Here is a 17,724-nt window from a genome sequence, read left to right on the forward strand (position 1 = left end):
GAGGCGGAATCAGCCGCGGCCTCCGGTGAACGGGGGCTCGCCCGGCTTCAGCGGGCGGAAGCGCATCGCCGACCACACCTCGTCCACGGCCACCTGCCCGTTCGGACGCAGCCCGTACTCGCCCGCGATCGGCCACAGCGAATCACGGTTGATGTCGGCCTTGTTGCCCTTCGGGTAGGCGATCCACACGATCCCGGGCTCGCTCAGCACCGCACGGTGCTCGTCGAGCAGGCCGCGCGCGGCGGCGGCGTCGGCGGCGAAGAACACCGCCACGTCCGCCTCCTTGACGGTGCCGGCGTGGCGGGCGCCCTCGGGCAGCGGCTCCACCAGCGGGCGGTGGGCGTCCGCGGAGATCCACACGGTGGAGCCCGGCTTGATCAGCAGTTTCTCGGCGACGGTCTTGGCAGGCATGGTCAGGCCCTCGTGTAGGTCAGGTTCAGCACGCCGGTGCCGAAGGTGGCGGACTCGGTGAGTGTCAGGGGGATCCGGGCGCTTCCGGGCTCGAACAGGCGGCGGCCGGTGCCGACCACGAGGGGGTGGACCAGCAGGTTGAGCTCGTCGAGCAGGCCTTCGCGCAGCAGCCAGGTCACCAGGGTGGGGCTGCCGCTCATGCCGATGTCCCCGCCGGGGCTCTCCTTGAGCCGCAGCAGCTCCTTGCGCGGGTCGGCGGCGATGACGGTGGTGTTGGCCCAGGCGGGGTCGGTCAGGGTGGTGGAGACGACGTACTTGGGGGCGGCGTTCAGGGTGGCGGCCATGGGGTCCTGGCCGGCGTCCTGGTGCGGCCAGTGGGCGGCGAAGACGTCGTAGGTGCGCCGGCCGAGCAGCAGGGCGTCGGCGGCTGCCAGCTGCGCGGCGACCGCCTGGCGCATCTCCTCGTCGAGATACGGGAAGTGCCAGGTCTCGGGGGCTTCGACGACGCCGTCGAGCGAGATGAACAGCCCCGCGACGATCTTTCTCATGGGTTCGCGGCTCCTTGCGTTCCGAGGTGGCTTCAGCCTTCCACCGACAAATCTTTTTGTCAAGGCAGCCGCATCTGTCGGTGATCAAACCGGATGAGCGGGGCGCGCCAGGGCCGATAAGGTGCGTGAGCATGACCTTTCCCCGCAAGCTGACCAGGGGCGATGTGGTGCGCGTCGTCGCCCCGGCCGGCTCCCGCGCGATGGTGACCGAGCACGACCACACCGCCGTCATCGAGGCGCGCTTCGCCGAGCTCGGCCTCACCCTCACCTACGGCCGCCACGTGGACGAGCGCGACGCCTTCGACTCCTCGGCCGTCGCCTCCCGCGTCGCCGACCTGCACGACGCCTTCGCCGACCCCTCGGTCGCGGCGATCCTCACGGTCATCGGCGGCTACAACAGCAACGAGCTGCTGCCGTACCTGGACTGGGAGCTGATCCGCGCCAACCCCAAGATCTTCTGCGGCTACTCCGACATCAGCGCCCTGCAGAACGCCATCCTGGCCCGCACCGGCCTGGTGACCTACTCCGGGCCGCACTGGTCCACGTTCGGCATGCGCGACCACTTCGAGCAGACCCTGGGCTGGTTCACCGACATCATGTTCGGCACCGAGCCGGTCGCCCTGGCGCCCTCCGGCACCTGGAGCGACGACCTGTGGTTCATCGACCAGGACAAGCGCGAGCTCCTCCCCAACGAGGGCTGGTGGCGCCTGCGGCGCGGCACCGCCGAGGGGCGGCTCGTCGGCGGCAACCTGGCCACGCTCAGCCTGCTGCAGGGCACCCCGTACATGCCGTCACTCGACGGCGCGATCCTCTTCCTGGAGGACGACTTCGAGTCGCACCCGGCGACCTTCGCCCGCAACCTGACGTCCCTGCTCCAGCAGCCCGGCGCCACCGGCGTGCGCGGGCTGGCCGTCGGGCGCTTCCAGCCGGCGACCCGCATGACCCGCCCGCTGCTGGAGCAGATCGTCGCCACCCAGCCGACCCTGGAGGGGGTGCCGGTGCTGGCCAACCTCGACTTCGGCCACACCCACCCCCTGGCCACCATCCCGATCGGCGGGCGGGCCGGGCTCACGGTCACCGGCGAGCGGGCGAGCCTGGTCCTGCGCGAGCACTGATCGCCAGGGGCCGGTCAGGACTCCAGGAAGTGCAGCACGGCCAGCACGCGGCGGCTGTAGCCGGTGGTGTGCGACAGGTTCAGCTTGTCGAACAGCGAGTTGACGTGCTTCTCCACCGCGCTCTGCGACACGTGCAGCTCCTGCGCGATCGAGGCGTTGGTCAGCCCCTGGGCCATCCGCTCCAGCACCGCGCGCTCGCGCGCCGTCAGCCGCGACAGCGGGTCCACCTGCGTGGTGCGGGCCAGGAGCTGCCGCACCACCTCCGGGTCGAACGCCGCGCCGCCCGCGCCCACCCGTTCCAGCGCGTCGAGGAAGTCGCCGACCTGCCCGACCCGGTCCTTCAGCAGGTAGCCCACGCCGTCGACGTCGGAGCTCATCAGCTCGGTGGCGTAGCGCTTCTCCACGTACTGCGACAGCACCAGCACCTTGACCTCGGGCCAGCGGCGCCGGATCTCCAGCGCCGCCCGCAGCCCCTCGTCGGTGTGGGTGGGCGGCATGCGCACGTCGGCCACGACGATGTCGGGGCGGTGCTCATCCACCGCCGCCACCAGCGCCTGCCCGTCGCTGACGGCCGCGGGCACCTCGTGCCCCTCCTCCACCAGCAGCCGCACCAGGCCCTCGCGCAGCAGCGTGGAGTCCTCAGCGAGGATCACCCGCACGGCAGCACCGCCGTGATCGTCGTGGGGCCGCCCGCCGGGCTGGTGACCTCGAACCGGCCGTCGAGCGCCGCCACCCGCCTGGCCAGCCCCGACAGGCCGCTGCCCGTCGCCTGCGCGCCGCCCGCGCCGTCATCGCGCACCCGTACGACCACCGCCGCGTCCTCCTCCTCGTGCACCTCGACCGTGATCCGCGTGGCGCCGGCGTGCTTGGCCGCGTTCGTCACCGCCTCGCAGACCACGAAGTACGCCGCCGTCTCCACCGCCATCGGCGGCCGCCGTTCCAGCCGGCAATCTACCGTGACGGGCACGCTGGAGCGTTCCGCGACCCCCGCCAGCGCCTCGCCCAGCCCGAGGGAGTCCAGCCCGCTCGGGTAGACCCGCCAGGCCACCTCGCGCAGCTCCGTGAGCGCCTGCTGCGCCTCGCGGTGCGCCTGCTCCATCAGCTCGGTACGGCCGCGCAGGGACCGGCCGATCAGCATCGACAGCGCCACCAGCCGCTGCTGCAGCCCGTCGTGCAGGTCACGCTCGATCCTGCGCCGCTCGGAGTCGACCGCCGCCACGATCCCGGCCCGGCTCTCGGCCAGCTCGGTGATCCGGCGCCGCAGCACCTCGGTCGGGTCGGGGCCGAGCATCCGCCTGGCCAGCGTGACCTCCAGCGCGTGCACGCCGGCCAGGCCCGACAGCACCAGGAACAGCGCCACGAACCCGGCGACGCCGAGATAGGTCCCCAGCGGCAGCGAGGGCGCCATGCCGTCGAACGGCTCGCCCCGCGCCCAGGCGGACACGAACGGCACCGCCGTCCTGACCCCGAACACCAGCAGCGCGATCACCAGGCCGCCCAGCACCCCGACGGGCACCCGCGCGGCCAGGTACCCGGCCGCCCGCTTGCCGCGCCCGTCGCTCAGCGCGTCGAGCGACGACAGGTCCAGGCGCAGGCGGCGGGCCTCCAGCCTGGCCAGCCGCCGGGTGGCGGCCCACACGTTGGGGTTGCCCAGGAACGGCAGCGCGAGCAGCAGGAACGCCAGCTCCGCCAGTGCGGTGACGGCGCCCAGCAGCACGGCGCCGCCCAGGCGCAGCCCCTCAGCGACGGCTCGCATGCCTCCCCTTGCGCCGCTCGGTCAGCCGGACCACGACGAAGACCACGACCGCCAGGGCGACCAGGCCGAGCACGACCTTGCTGCCGATGCCGGCGTAGGTCTCCACCAGGTGCCAGTTGTCGCCCAGGAGGTAGCCGGCCATCACGAAGGCGGTGTTCCAGATGAGGCTGCCGGCCGTCGTGAGCAGCGTGAACACCGGCAGCGGCATGCGCTCCACGCCGGCGGGGATGGAGATGAGGCTGCGGAAGATGGGGATCATCCTGCCGAAGAACACGGTCTTGCGGCCGTGGCGGTGGAAGAACGCCTCGGTCTTCTCGATGTCGGTGATCTTGATCAGGGGCAGCTTGGCGGCGATGGCCAGCGTGCGCTCGCGGCCGAGCAGCGCCCCCACCGCGTACAGGGCCAGCGCACCGATCACCGACCCCAGCGTCGTGCACACCAGGACGTCGAGCAGGTCCATGCTGCCCTTGCTCGCGGTGAAACCGGCGAGCGGCAGGATCACCTCGCTCGGCAGGGGCGGGAACAAGTTCTCCAGTGCGATGGCCAGCCCCGCCCCCACGGCACCAAGGCTCTCCATCAATCCGATCAGCCAGTCAGTCATGAGATCAAGGCTATGGAAGATCCGGAAAAACGCGGAATGGGGAGCATGCCCGATCGCTCCTGCGGTAAACCCCACCCCCCTTGTACCGTACGATGTACGGTCGTGAGCTCTTCGACGGATCTGGCCCGCTACCCGGCAGTCTTCCAACCCGGCGACCCGCCCAGATCCGGTCAGGTCGCCTTCCTCGACCCCGGCGGGGCGGACCTGGTCACCGTGACCGAGGAGCATGACGGGCAGATCCTGACCAGGCCCGCCCCGGCCACCCTCGTGCCCGTCGGGGAGGCGGTGGCGGCGCTGGCAAGGGCCCGCATGGACCCGCACGCCCATCCGGCCGCCCGCTTCTGGGGCGCCGCCGCGCTCATCGCGCTGCAGCTCCTGACCCGGGGGCGGATCCTGCCGGGCGTGACGTCCGGGGAGCACGACTCCTGGCGGGCCGGGCCGCTGGACGCCGAGGACCTGCGGCGCGTGCGTGAGCTGGCCGCCGCGATGCCCGCCGCCGCCCGCGCCATCCCCCTCGACGGCGGCACGCCCGGCTCTGGCACGCCCGACGGAGAGCCGCTCGACGCAGAGCCGCTCGACGGCGGTCCGCTGCTGCCGGACGCCGAACCGCTCCTGCGGGCCTTCCTGGACGCGGTCGCCGACGCCATGCCGCGCTCGCCCGGCGCCGTACGCGCCACCGGCACCACCGCCTTCGCCGCCGCCAAGCCCGTCAAGGTCCCCCACCTGCGCCGCTGGTCGGAGGAGGTCTCGGCCGGGCTGGACGCCGGCGTGCGCCTGTCGCTGCGCATCGAGGCCGACGACCCGGCCAGCGCCGAGTTCCGCGCCGTCGTCCAGCTGCACAGCCTCGCCGACCCGTCCCTCGTCGTGGACGCCGCCGACCTGTGGCAGGGCCGCGACCCCGGCTTCGGCGCCCGCGCCAGGATCGAGGCCACGCTCGCCGTCCGCCGCGCCGCCCGCGCCTGGCCTCGCCTGGAACGCCTGCTGGAAAGCGCCGTCCCCGACGAGCTCACGCTCTCCGACGGCGACGTCGAGGACCTCCTCGCCGGAGCCGCCGACCGCCTGGCCGCCGCCGGGGTGGACGTGCACTGGCCCAAGTCCCTCGTGCGCGGGCTCAGCGCCCGCGCCGTCATCGGCGAGCGCGACCCGGCGCCCTCCGACCTGCCCTCCTTCCTCGGCGGGCACCACCTGACCAGCTTCGACTGGCAGCTCGCCCTCGGCGGACACCGCCTGACCGCCGCCGAGATGGACCGCCTGGCAGAGGCCCACCGCCCCGTCGTACGGCTGCGCGACCAGTGGGTGCTCATCGACCCCGACCTGGCCCGCAAGGCCCGCCAGCGCGACCTGAAGCCCCTGACGGGCATCGAGGCGCTCGGCGCCGCCCTGACCGGCACGGTCGAGGTCGAGGGCGAGCAGGTGCCCGTCGAGCCCACCGCCTGGCTGGAGGAGCTGCGTGAGCGCCTTGCCGAGCCCGCCGGGATCGACCCGCCGCAGGCCCTGGCCGCCACCCTGCGCGACTACCAGCTCGCCGGGCTGCGCTGGCTGGCCAGGATGACCTCGCTCGGCCTGGGCGCCTGCCTGGCCGACGACATGGGCCTGGGCAAGACGATCACGCTCATCGCGCTGCACCTGCACCGCGCCGCCGAGGGCGCGGGCCCCACGCTCGTCGTCTGCCCCGCCTCGCTGCTGGGCAACTGGGAGCGCGAGATCACCAGGTTCGCGCCCGGCGTGCCCGTGCGCCGCTACCACGGCAGCAACCGGGCCCTGGCCGAGGAGGGGTTCGTGCTGACCACGTACGCCACCATGCGGCTGGACGCCGCCCTGCTGGCCGCCCACCGCTGGGGCCTGGTCGTCGCCGACGAGGCCCAGCACGTCAAGAACCCCGCCTCCGGCACCGCCAAGGCGCTGCGCGAGATCCCCGCCGCCGCCCGCGTCGCCCTCACCGGCACCCCCGTGGAGAACAACCTCTCCGAGCTGTGGGCCATCCTCGACTGGACCACGCCGGGGCTGCTCGGCCCCCTCGGCCGGTTCAGGGCCCGCTGGGCCAGGCCCGTGGAGTCCGGCGACACCGACGCGGCCGAGCGGCTCTCGCGGCTGGTCGGGGCGTTCCTGCTGCGCCGCCGCAAGAGCGACCCCGGCATCGCGCCCGAGCTGCCGCCCAAGACCGAGACCGACCGGCCCGTGGCCCTGACCCCCGAGCAGGCCGGCCTGTACGAGGCCGTGGTCCGCGAGATCATGGCCCAGATCGCCGCCGCCCAGGGCATGGCCAGGCGCGGCCTGGTCGTCAAGCTGCTCACCGGGCTCAAGCAGATCTGCAACCACCCCGCGCACTACCTGCACGAGACCAGCCCCCGCCTGACCGGCCGCTCCGGCAAGCTGGAGCTGCTCGACGAGCTGATCGACACCATCGTGGCCGGCGACGGCGCCGTGCTCGTCTTCACCCAGTACGTCGCCATGGCCCGCCTGCTGGAACGCCACCTCACCGACCGCGGCGTCCCCACCCAGCTCCTGCACGGCGGCACCCCCGTCGCCCGCCGCGAGGAGATGGTCCAGCGCTTCCAGGACGGCAGCGCCCCCGTGTTCCTGCTGTCGCTCAAGGCCGCCGGCACCGGCCTGAACCTGACCCGCGCCGACCACGTCATCCACTACGACCGCTGGTGGAACCCGGCCGTGGAGGACCAGGCCACCGACCGCGCCTACCGCATCGGCCAGACCAGGCCCGTCCAGGTGCACCGCCTCATCGCCGAAGGCACGATCGAGGACCGCATCGCCCGCATGCTCACCGCCAAACGCTCGCTCGCCGAGGCCGTGCTGGCCTCCGGCGAGGCCGCCTTCACCGAGCTGACCGACGCCGAGCTGGCCGCCCTCGTGGAGCTGAGATGACCGCCGCCCGTGGTTTCGCCGCGTTCGCCCCGCAGAGCGCCGGCGCCCGCTTCGCCACCTCCTGGTGGGGACGCGCCTGGATCCAGGCCCTGGAGGACACCTCCCTGGACCACGGCCTGCTGCGCAAGGGCCGCGCGTACGCCAAGCAGGGCCGGCTGGGCCCCATCACCGTCAGCCCCGGCAGGATCGCCGCCGTCGCCGAGAGCGAGTACGACGTCGTCGTCGCCGTCGAGCAGCTCACCGACGCCGAGTGGGAGCGCTTCCTGGACCAGGTGGCCGCCAAGGCGGGGCACATCGCCGCGCTGCTCGACCGCGACATGCCGCACGACCTGGTGGAGGCCGCCCAGGACGCCGCCGTGCCGCTGCTGCCCGCCGTCGGCGACCTGGAGCCGGAGTGCTCCTGCCCCGACTGGGGGCACCCCTGCAAGCACGCCGCCGCCCTGTGCTACCAGGCCTCCTGGCTGCTGGACGCCGACCCGTTCGTGCTGCTGCTGTTGCGCGGGCGCGGCGAGCGCGACCTCATCGAGGCGCTGCAGGAGCGCGAGGCGCCTGCCCAGAAGCCGTCCGGGGTGCCGGCCGCCGTCGCCTACGCCGCCGGGGTGCCGCCGCTGCCGGAGCCGCCGCCGTACGACGTGACCTACAGCCCGCCCGCGCTGGAGCCCGCGCCCGGCGTGGACGTGGCCGCGCTCGCGGTGCTGGCCGCCTCGGCCGCCGGGCGGGCCCGCGAGCTGCTGCGGCGCGGCAGGCTGCCGGAGCTGAGCGAGTACCAGGACCGCGTCCGCCTGGCCGCCGAGCACGACCTCGACCTCGGGCTCGACGCCGCCGTCCAGGCCTGGCGCCACGGCGGCGCCGACGGCCTGGACGTCCTGGACGGCTCCTGGACCCCGCCCCGGCGGGAGCTGGCCAGGGCCCAGGCGCTGCTGGAGGCCGGCTGGGAGGGCGAGCGCCCGCCGCACGTGGAGACGTGGCGCAACCGCTGGACCATCGGCCCCGTGCAGCTGCGCTACGGCCGTGACGGGCGCTGGTACCCCTTCACCCGGCGCGACGACGAGTGGTGGCCGGCGGGGCCGCCGGAGCGCGACCCGGCGGCCCTGCTCGGCTGAGCGGGCGCCCTACCAGGGGATCTGCAGGGCCCAGAGCTGGTTGGACGGGAAGCAGGTGTACCAGGGCCACAGGCCGGTGCTGCGGCCCTGCTGGCCGACGGAGTGGCAGCTCTCCGCGCTGGGGTAGTAGCCGTAGATGCTGACCGGCGCCGCCGCGGCCGCCGCGATGACGGGGGTCGTCCCGCCGGCGAAGGCGGCGAGGCCGAGGCTGATGGTGGCGAGGCGTAACGATGCTCTGCTCATGAGGCTCCTCACCTGCGGATTCACCAGAAACTGTTAGTTAATTTTACTAACAGAAAGCCGTCGTACAAGGGCCCCCGCAAGGCTAACCCTGGCGCGTCACCGCCAGGGTGCGCAGGACGCAGAACTCGTTGCCCTCCGGGTCGGCCATGACCACCCAGCTCCGGCCCTGGCCCTGGCCCACGTCCCGTCTGACGGCGCCGAGGCCGAGCAGCCTGGTCACCTCCTCGTCGGTGCCGCCGTCGATCGGGCTGAGGTCGAGGTGCAGCCGGTTCTTCCCGGCCCTGCCCTCGGGCACCTGGATGAACAGCAGGGTCGGCGGCATCTGGCGGGCCACCACCTGCTCGACGGTCGGCTTCCAGGAGCCGATCTCGACCTTGCCCTCGTGGCGGTCGATCACCTCGAAGTCCAGGACCGCGCACCAGAAGGCCGCGAGGCGCTCCGGATCGTGGCAGTCGATGGTCAGCTCGGTGAACCTACTGGTCATGTCCCGCTCCGGTGCTCGGCGGCGTTCCGAGCCAGGCGGCGAGCGCCTGACGCAGCGAGGACGCGGCGCCGTCCGCGCTCTCGCCGAGGCCGGCGGCCCAGGCGACGTGGCCGTCCGGGCGGATCAGCAGGGCGTCGGCCGGCCGGTCGTCGGTCTTGGCGGTGCGGACGTCGAGGAGCCGCCCCCAGTCCTGGGCGATCCGGCGGAGCTCCGGGAGGCCGGCCAGGTCGAGCAGGACGGGCCGGGCGGCGTGCATGAGCCCGGCGACGCTGGTGACGCCTTCGTCGGTGTGCAGGGTGAGGTCGGGGGCGAAGGCGCCGGCCAGCGGATGATGAGGCCCGGCGCCGGGCATCGGGTAGCGGAGGTCGGCGCCGGCGACGAGGGCTCCCATCCGGCGCAGCGGCTGCTCGTCGGTGAGCAGCTCGGTGAAGAGCTCCCGCAGCGCCTCCGCGGCCGCGTCGTGCCCGCGCCGCAGGGCCACCTGCGCCCGGGTGTGCAGCAGGGTACGGGCGCCGGCCAGGTGGCGTTCGGCGTGGTAGGTGTCCAGCAGGCCGGCCGGGGCCGTGCCGCGCAGGTCGGCGGCCAGCTTCCAGGCCAGGTTGACCGCGTCCAGCATGCCGGCGTTGAGCGCCACCCCGGTGGCCGGGAACAGGTGCGCCGCGTCCCCGGCCAGCAGGATCCGCCCCTCGCGGTAGCGTTCGGCCTGGCGGGCCTTGAAGGTGAAGCGCGACAGCCGGGTCGATCCGGCCAGGGGCAGGTGGGCGCCGAGCACGCGGTGGATGCTGTCCTGCAGCTCGGTCAGGGTCATCGGGACGTCGTCGTCGTACTCGATGGTCTCGTCCTCGATGGTGTAGAGGGAGACGGACCGGTTGCCGGGTGTGGAGCCGACGCCGAGCAGGCCCTGGTCGGTGCGGGTGAATCCGGCGCGGACGGTGCCGAAGCCGGGGACGTCGAGATCGCCGTTGTCCAGGACGGTGGCCGTGTCGGGCAGGGTGACCTGGGCCAGCCGGTTGACCTCGGGATAGGTGGTGCCGGGGAACGGGATGCCCGCCCAGTCGCGCACGCGGCTGCGCGCGCCGTCGCATGCCACGAGGTAGCGGGCGCTCACCCGGTAGGGGCCGTCCGGGCCGCTCACGTCCACGGTGACCGCAGCACTGTCCTGGCTCACCCCGGCCACCTCGTGCCCGCGGCGAAGCTCGACGCCGAGCTCGCCGGCGCGTTCGCCGAGCAGCCGCTCCAGCAGTTGCTGCGGCAGCGGCAGGGCGTGCATCGGGGGATCCGGCAGCTGGGTGAGGTCCAGATGCACCCCGCCGAACGGGAACCGGGGAGCGGGCATGGGACCGGTGCAGGCGGCTCGGAAACGTTCCAGCAAGCCTCGGTGGCGCAGCAGCTCCAGGATCTGGCCGCCCAGGCCGCCGGCCTTGGGGGTGTCGCGGGGGCGCGGCTGCCGTTCCAGCACCAGCGGCCGCACTCCGGCCAGGCGCAGTTCGGCGGCCAGCATGAGACCGGTCGGGCCGGCCCCCACGATGATCACGTCGGCGTTCTCCGACGGCCGGTCAGTCTCGTGGTGCTCGATCATCAATGACCTTTCGATGGTGTCGTTCGTCGCGCCGGGACGGGCTTCGCCCGCGGCGGGTCGTAGGCCGGGTCGGGGCTGGTGAGCCTGCGGGCACGCATGGCACTCACTCCTCGCGTCAGCCTTCGACGGGCTGGGTCGGCGTGCCGAAGGAGACGCGCACGTTGTTACGGGCCAGGGCGGTGCGGGGGCGTTCTGCTCGGGGGTGAGGCGGTGGGTGGTCATCAGCTCGACGGCCGGCCGGGACGGTGCCGTCCAGCTCGGCGTCGGGGCCGGCCAGCACCTCACGCGGCCTGCGCAGGCCCGTCGCGGTGAAGCCGTTGGTCATCTGAATCTCCTTGTCGTCATGATGGGGCGGCCGGTTGGGGTTCCGATGCGTTCACCTTCACGGAGGGCGCTGACATCGGGCTGTCGCCGGCCTGATACCGCCGTCGACCCGGTGGCGCCAGGTCAGCGGGCGGTACGGCCGGATGACGGCCGCTCCGCGGCGAAGCCGGGAGCGTAGTCCCTGAGCCGCACGAGGCACGGGCGGGCCGTCGCGCGGCCGAGCCCCGCCTGCGGAGGCGTGCCCAGGAAGAACCGGTCGGCGCCTTCGCGCCCCAGGTGCTGGTGCTCGGCGACGAAACCGCGCAGCTCCCGCTCGTAGGCGGCGAACGCCCGCGCGTGGCCGCCACCCGTGGCCAGCTCGCCGGCCAGGATGTAGGCGCCGATCAACGCCTGGGAGGCGCCCCGGCCCGAGGCGGGCGCCGCACCGTGACCGGCGTCACCGAGCAGCACCACCCGGCCCGAGGACCAGCGGCCCATCTCCACCTGGGCGTTGGCCTCGAAGAACAGGTCGTCCGCCCCCCACATCTCCTCCAGCAGCCGCTGCACCGGCCGGCCTTCGCCGGCGAACCGCTCGGCCACGATGCGCTTGTGCTGCCCCGCGTCGTCGCGGTCGTAGACCAGCGGCCCGGAGGCGAAGTGCAGGGCGGCACGCGCCCGGGCGCCGTCACGGACGCTGAGCACCGCGGCCGCCCTGCCCGGTCCGCAGAGAACCCGGCCGCCGTCCTCGGCGCCGGGACGGCCGCGCAGACCGAAGAACGCCGTATAGAGGCCCAGGTGCCGGACGAAGCGCTCATGCGGCCCGAAGACCAGCGAGCGGGTGCGCGAGTGCAGCCCGTCGGCGCCGGCCACCAGGTCGAAGCGGCGCGGCCGGCCGCGGTCGAAGGTGACCCGCACGTCGTCGGCGCTCTGCTCCAGGGTGGCGATCGAGTCGCCGAAGACGTACTCGACCTCGCCGCGGGTGACCTGGTAGAGCAGGCCGGCCAGGTCGTCCCTGAGGATCTCCAGGTCGGCCGGGCGGATCGCCACGGGCAGGGCGGCGTGCTCGTGCGGCCCCGCCGTGTCGGCCAGGCGCAGGTCCAGCGCTTCGACCTGCTCCAGCAGGGCCATCCGGTCCAGCACGTCCAGTGCCTCGCCGCGCAGGCCCGTCGCGTACCCGCCCCGGCGCGCCCGTGGCGCGCGCTCCACCACGGTCGGGGTGAACCCGTGGTGGCGCAGCCAGTACGCCAGCGCGGCCCCGGCGACGCCGGCACCGCAGACCAGGACGTCCATCCACGTTCTCCCTCGACCAGGCGAATCCGTACGCATCGAGGATCAAGTACGGTGAGCAGCCGGAACAACGACGAACCCCGGAAGATCACCTTCAGTGGGAGTGAACGGAGCAGCTCAGGCGTGGAACTAAGGGACATCGAGATCTTCCTGACCCTCGCCGAGGAGCTGCACTTCGGTCGCACCGCCACCCGGCTGTGCCTGTCGCCCGCCCGCGTCACCCAGGCGATCCAGAAGCAGGAACGGCGGGTCGGCGCTCCCCTGTTCGAGCGCAACAACCGCACGGTCCGGCTGACCCCGGTCGGGCGGCAGCTCCGCGACGACCTCCGGCCGCTCTACGCCGGGCTGAAGGACAGCATCGAACGCGCCCAGCTCGCCGGCCAGGGCATCACCGGCACGCTGCGCGTCGGCATGCTGCCGCTCAACGCCCACGACCTGCGCCCCTACTGGGACGTCTTCCGCCTGCGCCACCCGCAGTGGCAGCTGCGCATCCACAGTGCCCCGGTGGGCCAGGCCTTTCCCGCGCTGCGCCGCGGCGACATCGACGTCCTGGTGAGCTGGCTGCCCGTCGACGAACCCGACCTCACCGTGGGGCCGGTCGTCTTCGCCGAGCAGCGCGTGCTGGCCGTCGCCGCCGACCACCAGCTCGCCCCGCGCGCGCGGGTCTCGCTGGAGATGATCTCCGACTTCCAGCACCCGCACACCGATTCCGGGCCCGGCTACTGGTACGACGCCTACGCCCCGCGCCTCTCCCGGCGGGGCCGGGAGATCGAGCGCGGCCCCGTGGTGCGGGACGCGGAAGAGGCCATGACCCTGGCCAGCATGGACGGGCTCGTCGTGCTCTTCCCCGCCCATGTCACCCGCTACTGGGCACGGCCGGACATCGCCTACCTGCCGGTCACCGACATGGAGGCGCTGCCGTACGCGCTGGTGTGGCGCAGCGAGGCGGAGAGCGAGCCCATCCGGGCGCTGGCCGCGATCATCCGCGACCTGGGCCCTCTCCCGTCCTGAGGCGGCCGGCCTCCTCGGAGGCTTTGCGAGGCGGGGGCCGGTCTTCTCGAAGGCTTTCCGAGGCGGCGCGCGGGCCCGTCAGGAGGCGACCGAGATGACGTGGCCGATCGAGGTGCGGTCGCCGATCAGCTCCAGCATGCAGTGCGCCGTGTCGGCGCGGGTGGTCCGCAGGCCGCCGCGGATGCTGAGATCGCGGGCCGTGCGGTAGGAGCTCGTCCGGCCGGCGTCGGTCAGGCGGGCGGGGCGGACGATCGTCCAGTCCGCGTCGGAGTCGCGCAGCAGGCGCTCGGCCCTGGCCAGGTCGGCGTAGGAGTGGCGGAACAGGCGCTGGATGACCAGGGGCTTGAGCACGTACCGGGTGAAAGGGCCGTCGCCCGCGTCGGCCTCCAGGCCGGCGGCGCCGACCATGAGCAGGCGGCGGGTGCCGGTCTGCCGCATGGCGGCCAGGATGGAGCCGATGCCGGCGCTCTGGACGGTGGTGGGTCCGCGCTCGCGCGAGCCCAGCGCGCTCAGCACGGCGTCGCGGCCCTTGACGGTGGGGGCGATGGCCTCGGGGTTCATGAGGTCGGTCTCGACGACGTCGAGGCGGTCACGCAGGTCGGCGGGCAGGCGGCCGGCGTCGCGGACGACGGCGGTGACGTCGTGGGCCCGCTCCAGCCCCTGACGCAGGAGCTCCAGCCCGGTGCCGCCGGTGGCTCCGAAGACGGTGATCTTCATGTGGGGTCATCCCTCACGCAATGGGGTATGTAAGTGCTCACTCACCACGATAGCCCCACGACCTCGGGGGCGAGCTACTTGGCTCAAGCGGAATCTTTCCGACATTCTTTCCCCGTGCGCGTTGAGCTTCTCGGCCCCGTCAAGGCCTACCTGGACGATGACGAACCTGCCGGGATCAACGGGGTACGGCTGCGCACGCTGCTGTCCCGGCTCGCGCTGGAGCCCGGCCGTCCCGTGTCCGCCGAGACACTCATCGGCGACCTGTGGGGCGAGCAGGCGCCCTCGGGAGCCACCGCCGCCCTGCACACCCTGGTCGCCCGGCTGCGCAGGGCCATCGGCGGAGCCGCGGCGCTGGAGCTGGTCGCCGGCGGCTACCGGCTGCCCGTGCGGGCCCAGGACGTGGACGCCTGCCGGTTCGAGGAGCTGGTCGCCAGGGGGCGGCGCGAGCTGGCCGCCGGCGCGCACCGGGAAGCCGCCGCCACCCTGCGCGCGGCCCTGGACCTGTGGCGTGGCGAGGCCCTGGCCGACGTGCGGGAGGCGCCCTTCGCCGACCGGGTCGCCACCCGGCTGCACGACCTGCGCGACGCCGCCGCCCAGGACCGCATCGAGGCCGAGCTGCACCTGGGCGGGTACGCCGAAGTGCTCGGCGACCTGGCGACGCTGGCCGCGCACCACCCGCTCAGCGAGCGGCTGGCCGGGATGCGGATGCGCGCCCTGGCCGCGGCCGGGCGCCAGTCCGACGCGCTGGCCGTCTACGCCCAGATTCGCGGCAGGCTCGCCGACGAGCTGGGCGTGGATCCCGCGCCGGAGCTGGAGGAGATCCATCTGGCGCTGTTGCGCGGCGAGATGGAGCGGCCCCCGGCGCCCGGGCGGGCGGCCCCCAACCGGCTGCCCGCCCAGCTCACCGGCTTCGTGGGGCGCGAGCCCGAGCTGGCCAGGCTCGCCGCCCTGCTCCCGGCCGGCCGGCTGGTCACCGTCGTCGGGCCCGGCGGCTCCGGCAAGACCAGGCTCGCGCTGGAGGCCGTGGCCAGGGACCCGGCGCACGCGCGCGGGCGGGTCTGGTTCGTGCCGCTGGCCGAGGTGGGCGCGGCGGACCCGTTCCTCGACGCGGTGCTGACCGCGCTCGACGACCGACCGCCCGAGACCAGGCGGGCCACGTCCCTGGACCGCGTCTGCGAGCTGCTCGGCGCCGACGACGCCCTCCTCGTGCTGGACAACTGCGAGCACCTCATCGAGGACGCCGCCGACCTGGCCGACCAGCTCCTCCTACGCCTGCCCCGGCTGCGCATCCTGGCCACCAGCCGCCGGCCCCTGGCCATCACCGGCGAGACCCTGTGCCACCTGAGCCCCCTCGACGTGCCCGACGACGCGGCGCAGGCGGCACAGTCGGCCGCGGTGCGCCTGTTCGCCGAACGAGCGGCCCAGGTGCAGCCGGGCTTCACGCTCGACGCCACCACGCTGGAGACCGTCGTGGAGATCTGCCGCCGGCTGGACGGCCTGCCCCTGGCCCTGGAGCTGGCCGCCGCCAAAGTCCGCTCTATGAGCCTGCCGCAGATCGCCGCCCGCCTCGACGACCGCTTCCGCCTGCTCACCCCGGGCAGCAGGGCGGCCCCGCAGCCCCGGCGCACGCTGCTCGCGGTCGTGGAGCGGAGCTGGGACCTGCTGGACGAGCAGGAGCGCACGCTGGCCAGGCGCCTGGCCGGCTTCCCCGGCGGTGCGGAGCTGCCGGAGCTGGAGGCGGCCTGCGCGGACGCGTCGCTGCCCGCCGGGGAGATCGTCTACGTGCTCGGCTCCCTGGTCGAGAAGTCCGTCGTCCAGGAGGCCGGCGGCCGGTACCGGATGCTGGAGACCGTCCGCGCCTACGCGCTGCGCGACCTCCTCGCCGCCGGAGCGCCCCCGCTCACGCCGGGTTCCGCTCGGTGAGCGCCGCGAGGACCTCCTCCAGGCTGGGCAGCCGCAACCCCAGCTCATCGGCCGGGATCCCCGCCTGATCGAGCCTCCTGACCAGTGCGGAGACCAGCATGGGATCGTCGGCGGGCACGCTCACCAGCCCCGTGCGATCGTCCTGGGCCGCGGTCGTGCCGGTCAGCTCGCCCAGGATGCCGGCGACCGCGTCCAGGTCCGCCCACAGAGTGGGGCGCACGTGCAGGACCTGCCCGCCGACGCGGCGCTTCAGCTCGCCGGGGCGCCCCTCGGCCGCCACCCTGCCGCCGTCGATGACGGTGACGCGATCGGCGAGCCGACCGGCCTCCTCCAGGTCCCGGGTGGTGAGCAGGAGGGTGGTGCCGTCGGAGACCAGCTCGCCGACCACCCGCCACAACGCGTCGCGGGTGCGCGGGTCCAGGCCGCTGGTCGGCTCGTCCAGCAGCAGGACCCGTGGCCGGCCGACGAGACCGGCGGCCAGGTCCAGGCGGCGGCGCAGGCCGCCGGGCAGGGTGGCCAGCGGCCGGTCGGCGGCCTCGGTGAGCGTGAGCCGTTCCAGCAGCTCGGCGGCGCGCGCCCGCGCCTGCTCCCCCGGCAGGCCGAGCAGGCGGCCCGCCAGCACCAGGTGCTCCATGCCCGGCAGGTCCTCGTCCACCGGGACGGGCCGGCCGACCAGCTCGCGGACCCGGGCCGCCTCCCGCACCACGTCGTGACCGCCGACCTCGGCCCGCCCTCCGTCGGGGCGTACCAGCGTGGCCAGGATCCGCACCATGGTGGTCTTGCCGGCCCCGGCCGGCCCCAGGATGCCGACGGCCTGGCCCGCCGGCACCTCCAGGTCCACCCCGTCCAGCGCGGTCGTGCCGCCGTACCTCTTGATCAGCCCTTCGGCTCTGATCGCGTGCATCTGCTGCTCCTCATCGTCGGATGGGTACGACGATGCCGGGGGTGCCTGTCACGGCACGGACACCGCGCTAACAGCGGCGCTCAGGCCCCCTCGACGAGAAGGGGCAGGGTGCGGGGCCGCGCACCTGGCCGGCCGACCACGTCACCGTTCCACGGTCATCGCGGCGGTTCCCCTCTCTCGACGCCGGCCCCCGTACGGGGATGTTCAGGGTCGCGACACGGCACCGGCTCCCTGCTCGGCCAGCACCCGCGCCAGCTCCACCACCACCTCGCGGCGGCGGGCGACGGCCCGCTCGGGGTCGGGCTCGTCCAGGATGAGCCGGCGGATCTGCGGCACCGCGAAGTTCCACGCCACCAGACCGAGGATGGTGAACAGCCAGTCCTGTGCCGTGGGCCGGTCCGGCAGCCCGGCGGCCAGCAGGCCGTCCACGTGGCCGCGGTAGGACCTGGCGCGCTCGTCCTCGCCCTCGACCGGGCCGCTCCCGGCCTCCAGCGCCTCCCACAGCAGCAGGCGGACCAGCTCGGGATGCTCGTGGTACCAGTCGTGGAGCTGCCCGACGGCCTCCGGCAGCGTGTGCGGGTCGAGGGTCACCGCGTGGCAGATCTCGTCCAGCTTGGCCCGGACGACCGCGCCGAAGAGCTTCTCCTTGCCGCCGAAGTACAGGTAGATGGCCTGCTTGTTGGCGCGGGCGGCGGTGGCGATGCGGTCGATCCTGGCGCCGGCCAGCCCGTTCGCGGCGAACTCGGCCGTGGCGGCTTCGAAGATGCGCTGCCGGGTGGCCTCGGCGTCGTACGTCATGCCGCCAGAATAAACCATCCAGTTGACTTATTCGCCTGACGTGCGCCATGGTGAGTCCTGC

General features: G+C 73.9%; 18 protein-coding genes. 5 read left to right on the top strand and 13 right to left on the bottom strand.

Annotated features, from left to right (window positions below; translation table 11 throughout):
- Positions 1–9: 9 nt before the first annotated feature.
- Together LCN96_RS27855 and LCN96_RS27860 are read right to left on the bottom strand one after the other, a co-directional pair.
- On the bottom strand, positions 10–411 hold the full coding sequence (locus tag LCN96_RS27855) for a hypothetical protein (protein WP_225275842.1): 402 nt from the start codon (positions 409–411) through the stop codon (positions 10–12).
- 2 nt (positions 412–413) lie between these two features.
- A complete protein-coding gene (locus LCN96_RS27860) occupies positions 414–959 on the bottom strand; it encodes a dihydrofolate reductase family protein (protein WP_225275843.1) in 546 nt (181 codons plus the stop codon).
- A gap of 131 nt (positions 960–1,090) precedes the next feature.
- On the opposite strand from LCN96_RS27860, the gene LCN96_RS27865 reads away from it, so the two are divergent.
- Positions 1,091–2,074: a S66 peptidase family protein gene (locus tag LCN96_RS27865; RefSeq protein ID WP_225275844.1), complete on the top strand. Its 984-nt coding sequence runs from the start codon at positions 1,091–1,093 to the stop codon at positions 2,072–2,074.
- A gap of 14 nt (positions 2,075–2,088) precedes the next feature.
- Here LCN96_RS27865 and LCN96_RS27870 read toward each other — a convergent pair whose 3' ends face one another.
- Genes LCN96_RS27870 through LCN96_RS27880 form a run of 3 tightly spaced genes read right to left on the bottom strand, consistent with a single transcriptional unit; the run spans position 2,089 to position 4,431 of the window.
- Positions 2,089–2,733, bottom strand: coding sequence for a response regulator (locus LCN96_RS27870; RefSeq protein WP_225275845.1), 645 nt, complete (start codon positions 2,731–2,733; stop codon positions 2,089–2,091).
- Positions 2,724–3,830 (bottom strand): sensor histidine kinase, encoded by a 1,107-nt coding sequence (locus LCN96_RS27875; RefSeq protein WP_225275846.1) that lies wholly within the window; start codon positions 3,828–3,830, stop codon positions 2,724–2,726. Before LCN96_RS27875 ends, LCN96_RS27870 begins: the two co-directional genes overlap by 10 nt.
- On the bottom strand, positions 3,814–4,431 hold the full coding sequence (locus LCN96_RS27880) for a DedA family protein (RefSeq protein WP_225275847.1): 618 nt from the start codon (positions 4,429–4,431) through the stop codon (positions 3,814–3,816). Before LCN96_RS27880 ends, LCN96_RS27875 begins: the two co-directional genes overlap by 17 nt.
- A gap of 102 nt (positions 4,432–4,533) precedes the next feature.
- On the opposite strand from LCN96_RS27880, the gene LCN96_RS27885 reads away from it, so the two are divergent.
- Together LCN96_RS27885 and LCN96_RS27890 are read left to right on the top strand one after the other, a co-directional pair.
- Entirely contained in the window at positions 4,534–7,311 is a 2,778-nt protein-coding gene (locus tag LCN96_RS27885; protein WP_225275848.1) for a DEAD/DEAH box helicase, read from the top strand.
- A complete protein-coding gene (locus LCN96_RS27890; RefSeq protein ID WP_225275849.1) occupies positions 7,308–8,414 on the top strand; it encodes an SWIM zinc finger family protein in 1,107 nt (368 codons plus the stop codon). Before LCN96_RS27885 ends, LCN96_RS27890 begins: the two co-directional genes overlap by 4 nt.
- 9 nt (positions 8,415–8,423) lie before the next feature.
- Here the strand turns inward: LCN96_RS27890 and LCN96_RS27895 are convergent, their stop codons facing one another.
- From LCN96_RS27895 to LCN96_RS27915, 5 genes are all read right to left on the bottom strand, one after another.
- Positions 8,424–8,657, bottom strand: a complete 234-nt coding sequence (locus LCN96_RS27895) for a hypothetical protein (RefSeq protein ID WP_225275850.1) — start codon at positions 8,655–8,657, stop codon at positions 8,424–8,426.
- An 82-nt stretch (positions 8,658–8,739) separates the two neighbouring features.
- Positions 8,740–9,141 (bottom strand): VOC family protein, encoded by a 402-nt coding sequence (locus tag LCN96_RS27900; protein WP_225275851.1) that lies wholly within the window; start codon positions 9,139–9,141, stop codon positions 8,740–8,742.
- On the bottom strand, positions 9,131–10,720 hold the full coding sequence (locus LCN96_RS27905) for an FAD-dependent monooxygenase (RefSeq protein ID WP_225275852.1): 1,590 nt from the start codon (positions 10,718–10,720) through the stop codon (positions 9,131–9,133). Before LCN96_RS27905 ends, LCN96_RS27900 begins: the two co-directional genes overlap by 11 nt.
- A gap of 115 nt (positions 10,721–10,835) precedes the next feature.
- Positions 10,836–11,045, bottom strand: coding sequence for a hypothetical protein (locus tag LCN96_RS27910; RefSeq protein WP_225275853.1), 210 nt, complete (start codon positions 11,043–11,045; stop codon positions 10,836–10,838).
- 122 nt (positions 11,046–11,167) lie between these two features.
- On the bottom strand, positions 11,168–12,313 hold the full coding sequence (locus LCN96_RS27915) for an FAD-dependent monooxygenase (RefSeq protein WP_225275854.1): 1,146 nt from the start codon (positions 12,311–12,313) through the stop codon (positions 11,168–11,170).
- A gap of 120 nt (positions 12,314–12,433) precedes the next feature.
- Between LCN96_RS27915 and LCN96_RS27920 the strand changes: the two genes are divergently transcribed.
- Positions 12,434–13,321: a LysR family transcriptional regulator gene (locus tag LCN96_RS27920; protein WP_225275855.1), complete on the top strand. Its 888-nt coding sequence runs from the start codon at positions 12,434–12,436 to the stop codon at positions 13,319–13,321.
- A 78-nt stretch (positions 13,322–13,399) separates the two neighbouring features.
- On the opposite strand, the gene LCN96_RS27925 is transcribed toward LCN96_RS27920, so the two are convergent.
- On the bottom strand, positions 13,400–14,038 hold the full coding sequence (locus tag LCN96_RS27925) for an NAD(P)-dependent oxidoreductase (protein WP_225275856.1): 639 nt from the start codon (positions 14,036–14,038) through the stop codon (positions 13,400–13,402).
- Positions 14,039–14,152: 114 nt separating this feature from the next.
- Between LCN96_RS27925 and LCN96_RS27930 the strand changes: the two genes are divergently transcribed.
- Positions 14,153–15,961: an AfsR/SARP family transcriptional regulator gene (locus tag LCN96_RS27930; RefSeq protein ID WP_225275857.1), complete on the top strand. Its 1,809-nt coding sequence runs from the start codon at positions 14,153–14,155 to the stop codon at positions 15,959–15,961.
- Here the strand turns inward: LCN96_RS27930 and LCN96_RS27935 are convergent.
- Complete coding sequence (locus LCN96_RS27935) at positions 15,939–16,865, bottom strand: ATP-binding cassette domain-containing protein (protein ID WP_225275858.1); 927 nt, start codon at positions 16,863–16,865, stop codon at positions 15,939–15,941. The two genes, LCN96_RS27930 and LCN96_RS27935, sit on opposite strands and share 23 nt — an antisense overlap.
- Positions 16,866–17,069: 204 nt before the next feature.
- On the bottom strand, positions 17,070–17,663 hold the full coding sequence (locus tag LCN96_RS27940; RefSeq protein WP_225275859.1) for a TetR family transcriptional regulator: 594 nt from the start codon (positions 17,661–17,663) through the stop codon (positions 17,070–17,072).
- Between the last annotated feature and the right edge of the window lie 61 nt (positions 17,664–17,724).

The sequence above is a fragment of the Nonomuraea gerenzanensis genome, from assembly GCF_020215645.1.
Classification (GTDB): Bacteria; Actinomycetota; Actinomycetes; order Streptosporangiales; family Streptosporangiaceae; genus Nonomuraea; species Nonomuraea gerenzanensis.

What these genes read in the sequence shown, in the direction of transcription:
- LCN96_RS27855 (WP_225275842.1), bottom strand. Translation starts at nt 411, where the DNA reads ATGCCTGCCAAGACCGTCGCCGAGAAACTGCTGATCAAGCCGGGCTCC.
- LCN96_RS27860 (WP_225275843.1), bottom strand. Translation starts at nt 959, where the DNA reads ATGAGAAAGATCGTCGCGGGGCTGTTCATCTCGCTCGACGGCGTCGTC.
- LCN96_RS27865 (WP_225275844.1), top strand. Translation starts at nt 1,091, where the DNA reads ATGACCTTTCCCCGCAAGCTGACCAGGGGCGATGTGGTGCGCGTCGTC.
- LCN96_RS27875 (WP_225275846.1), bottom strand. Translation starts at nt 3,830, where the DNA reads ATGCGAGCCGTCGCTGAGGGGCTGCGCCTGGGCGGCGCCGTGCTGCTG.
- LCN96_RS27880 (WP_225275847.1), bottom strand. Translation starts at nt 4,431, where the DNA reads ATGACTGACTGGCTGATCGGATTGATGGAGAGCCTTGGTGCCGTGGGG.
- LCN96_RS27890 (WP_225275849.1), top strand. Translation starts at nt 7,308, where the DNA reads ATGACCGCCGCCCGTGGTTTCGCCGCGTTCGCCCCGCAGAGCGCCGGC.
- LCN96_RS27895 (WP_225275850.1), bottom strand. Translation starts at nt 8,657, where the DNA reads ATGAGCAGAGCATCGTTACGCCTCGCCACCATCAGCCTCGGCCTCGCC.
- LCN96_RS27900 (WP_225275851.1), bottom strand. Translation starts at nt 9,141, where the DNA reads ATGACCAGTAGGTTCACCGAGCTGACCATCGACTGCCACGATCCGGAG.
- LCN96_RS27905 (WP_225275852.1), bottom strand. Translation starts at nt 10,720, where the DNA reads ATGATCGAGCACCACGAGACTGACCGGCCGTCGGAGAACGCCGACGTG.
- LCN96_RS27910 (WP_225275853.1), bottom strand. Translation starts at nt 11,045, where the DNA reads ATGACCAACGGCTTCACCGCGACGGGCCTGCGCAGGCCGCGTGAGGTG.
- LCN96_RS27915 (WP_225275854.1), bottom strand. Translation starts at nt 12,313, where the DNA reads ATGGACGTCCTGGTCTGCGGTGCCGGCGTCGCCGGGGCCGCGCTGGCG.
- LCN96_RS27925 (WP_225275856.1), bottom strand. Translation starts at nt 14,038, where the DNA reads ATGAAGATCACCGTCTTCGGAGCCACCGGCGGCACCGGGCTGGAGCTC.
- LCN96_RS27935 (WP_225275858.1), bottom strand. Translation starts at nt 16,865, where the DNA reads ATGCACGCGATCAGAGCCGAAGGGCTGATCAAGAGGTACGGCGGCACG.
- LCN96_RS27940 (WP_225275859.1), bottom strand. Translation starts at nt 17,663, where the DNA reads ATGACGTACGACGCCGAGGCCACCCGGCAGCGCATCTTCGAAGCCGCC.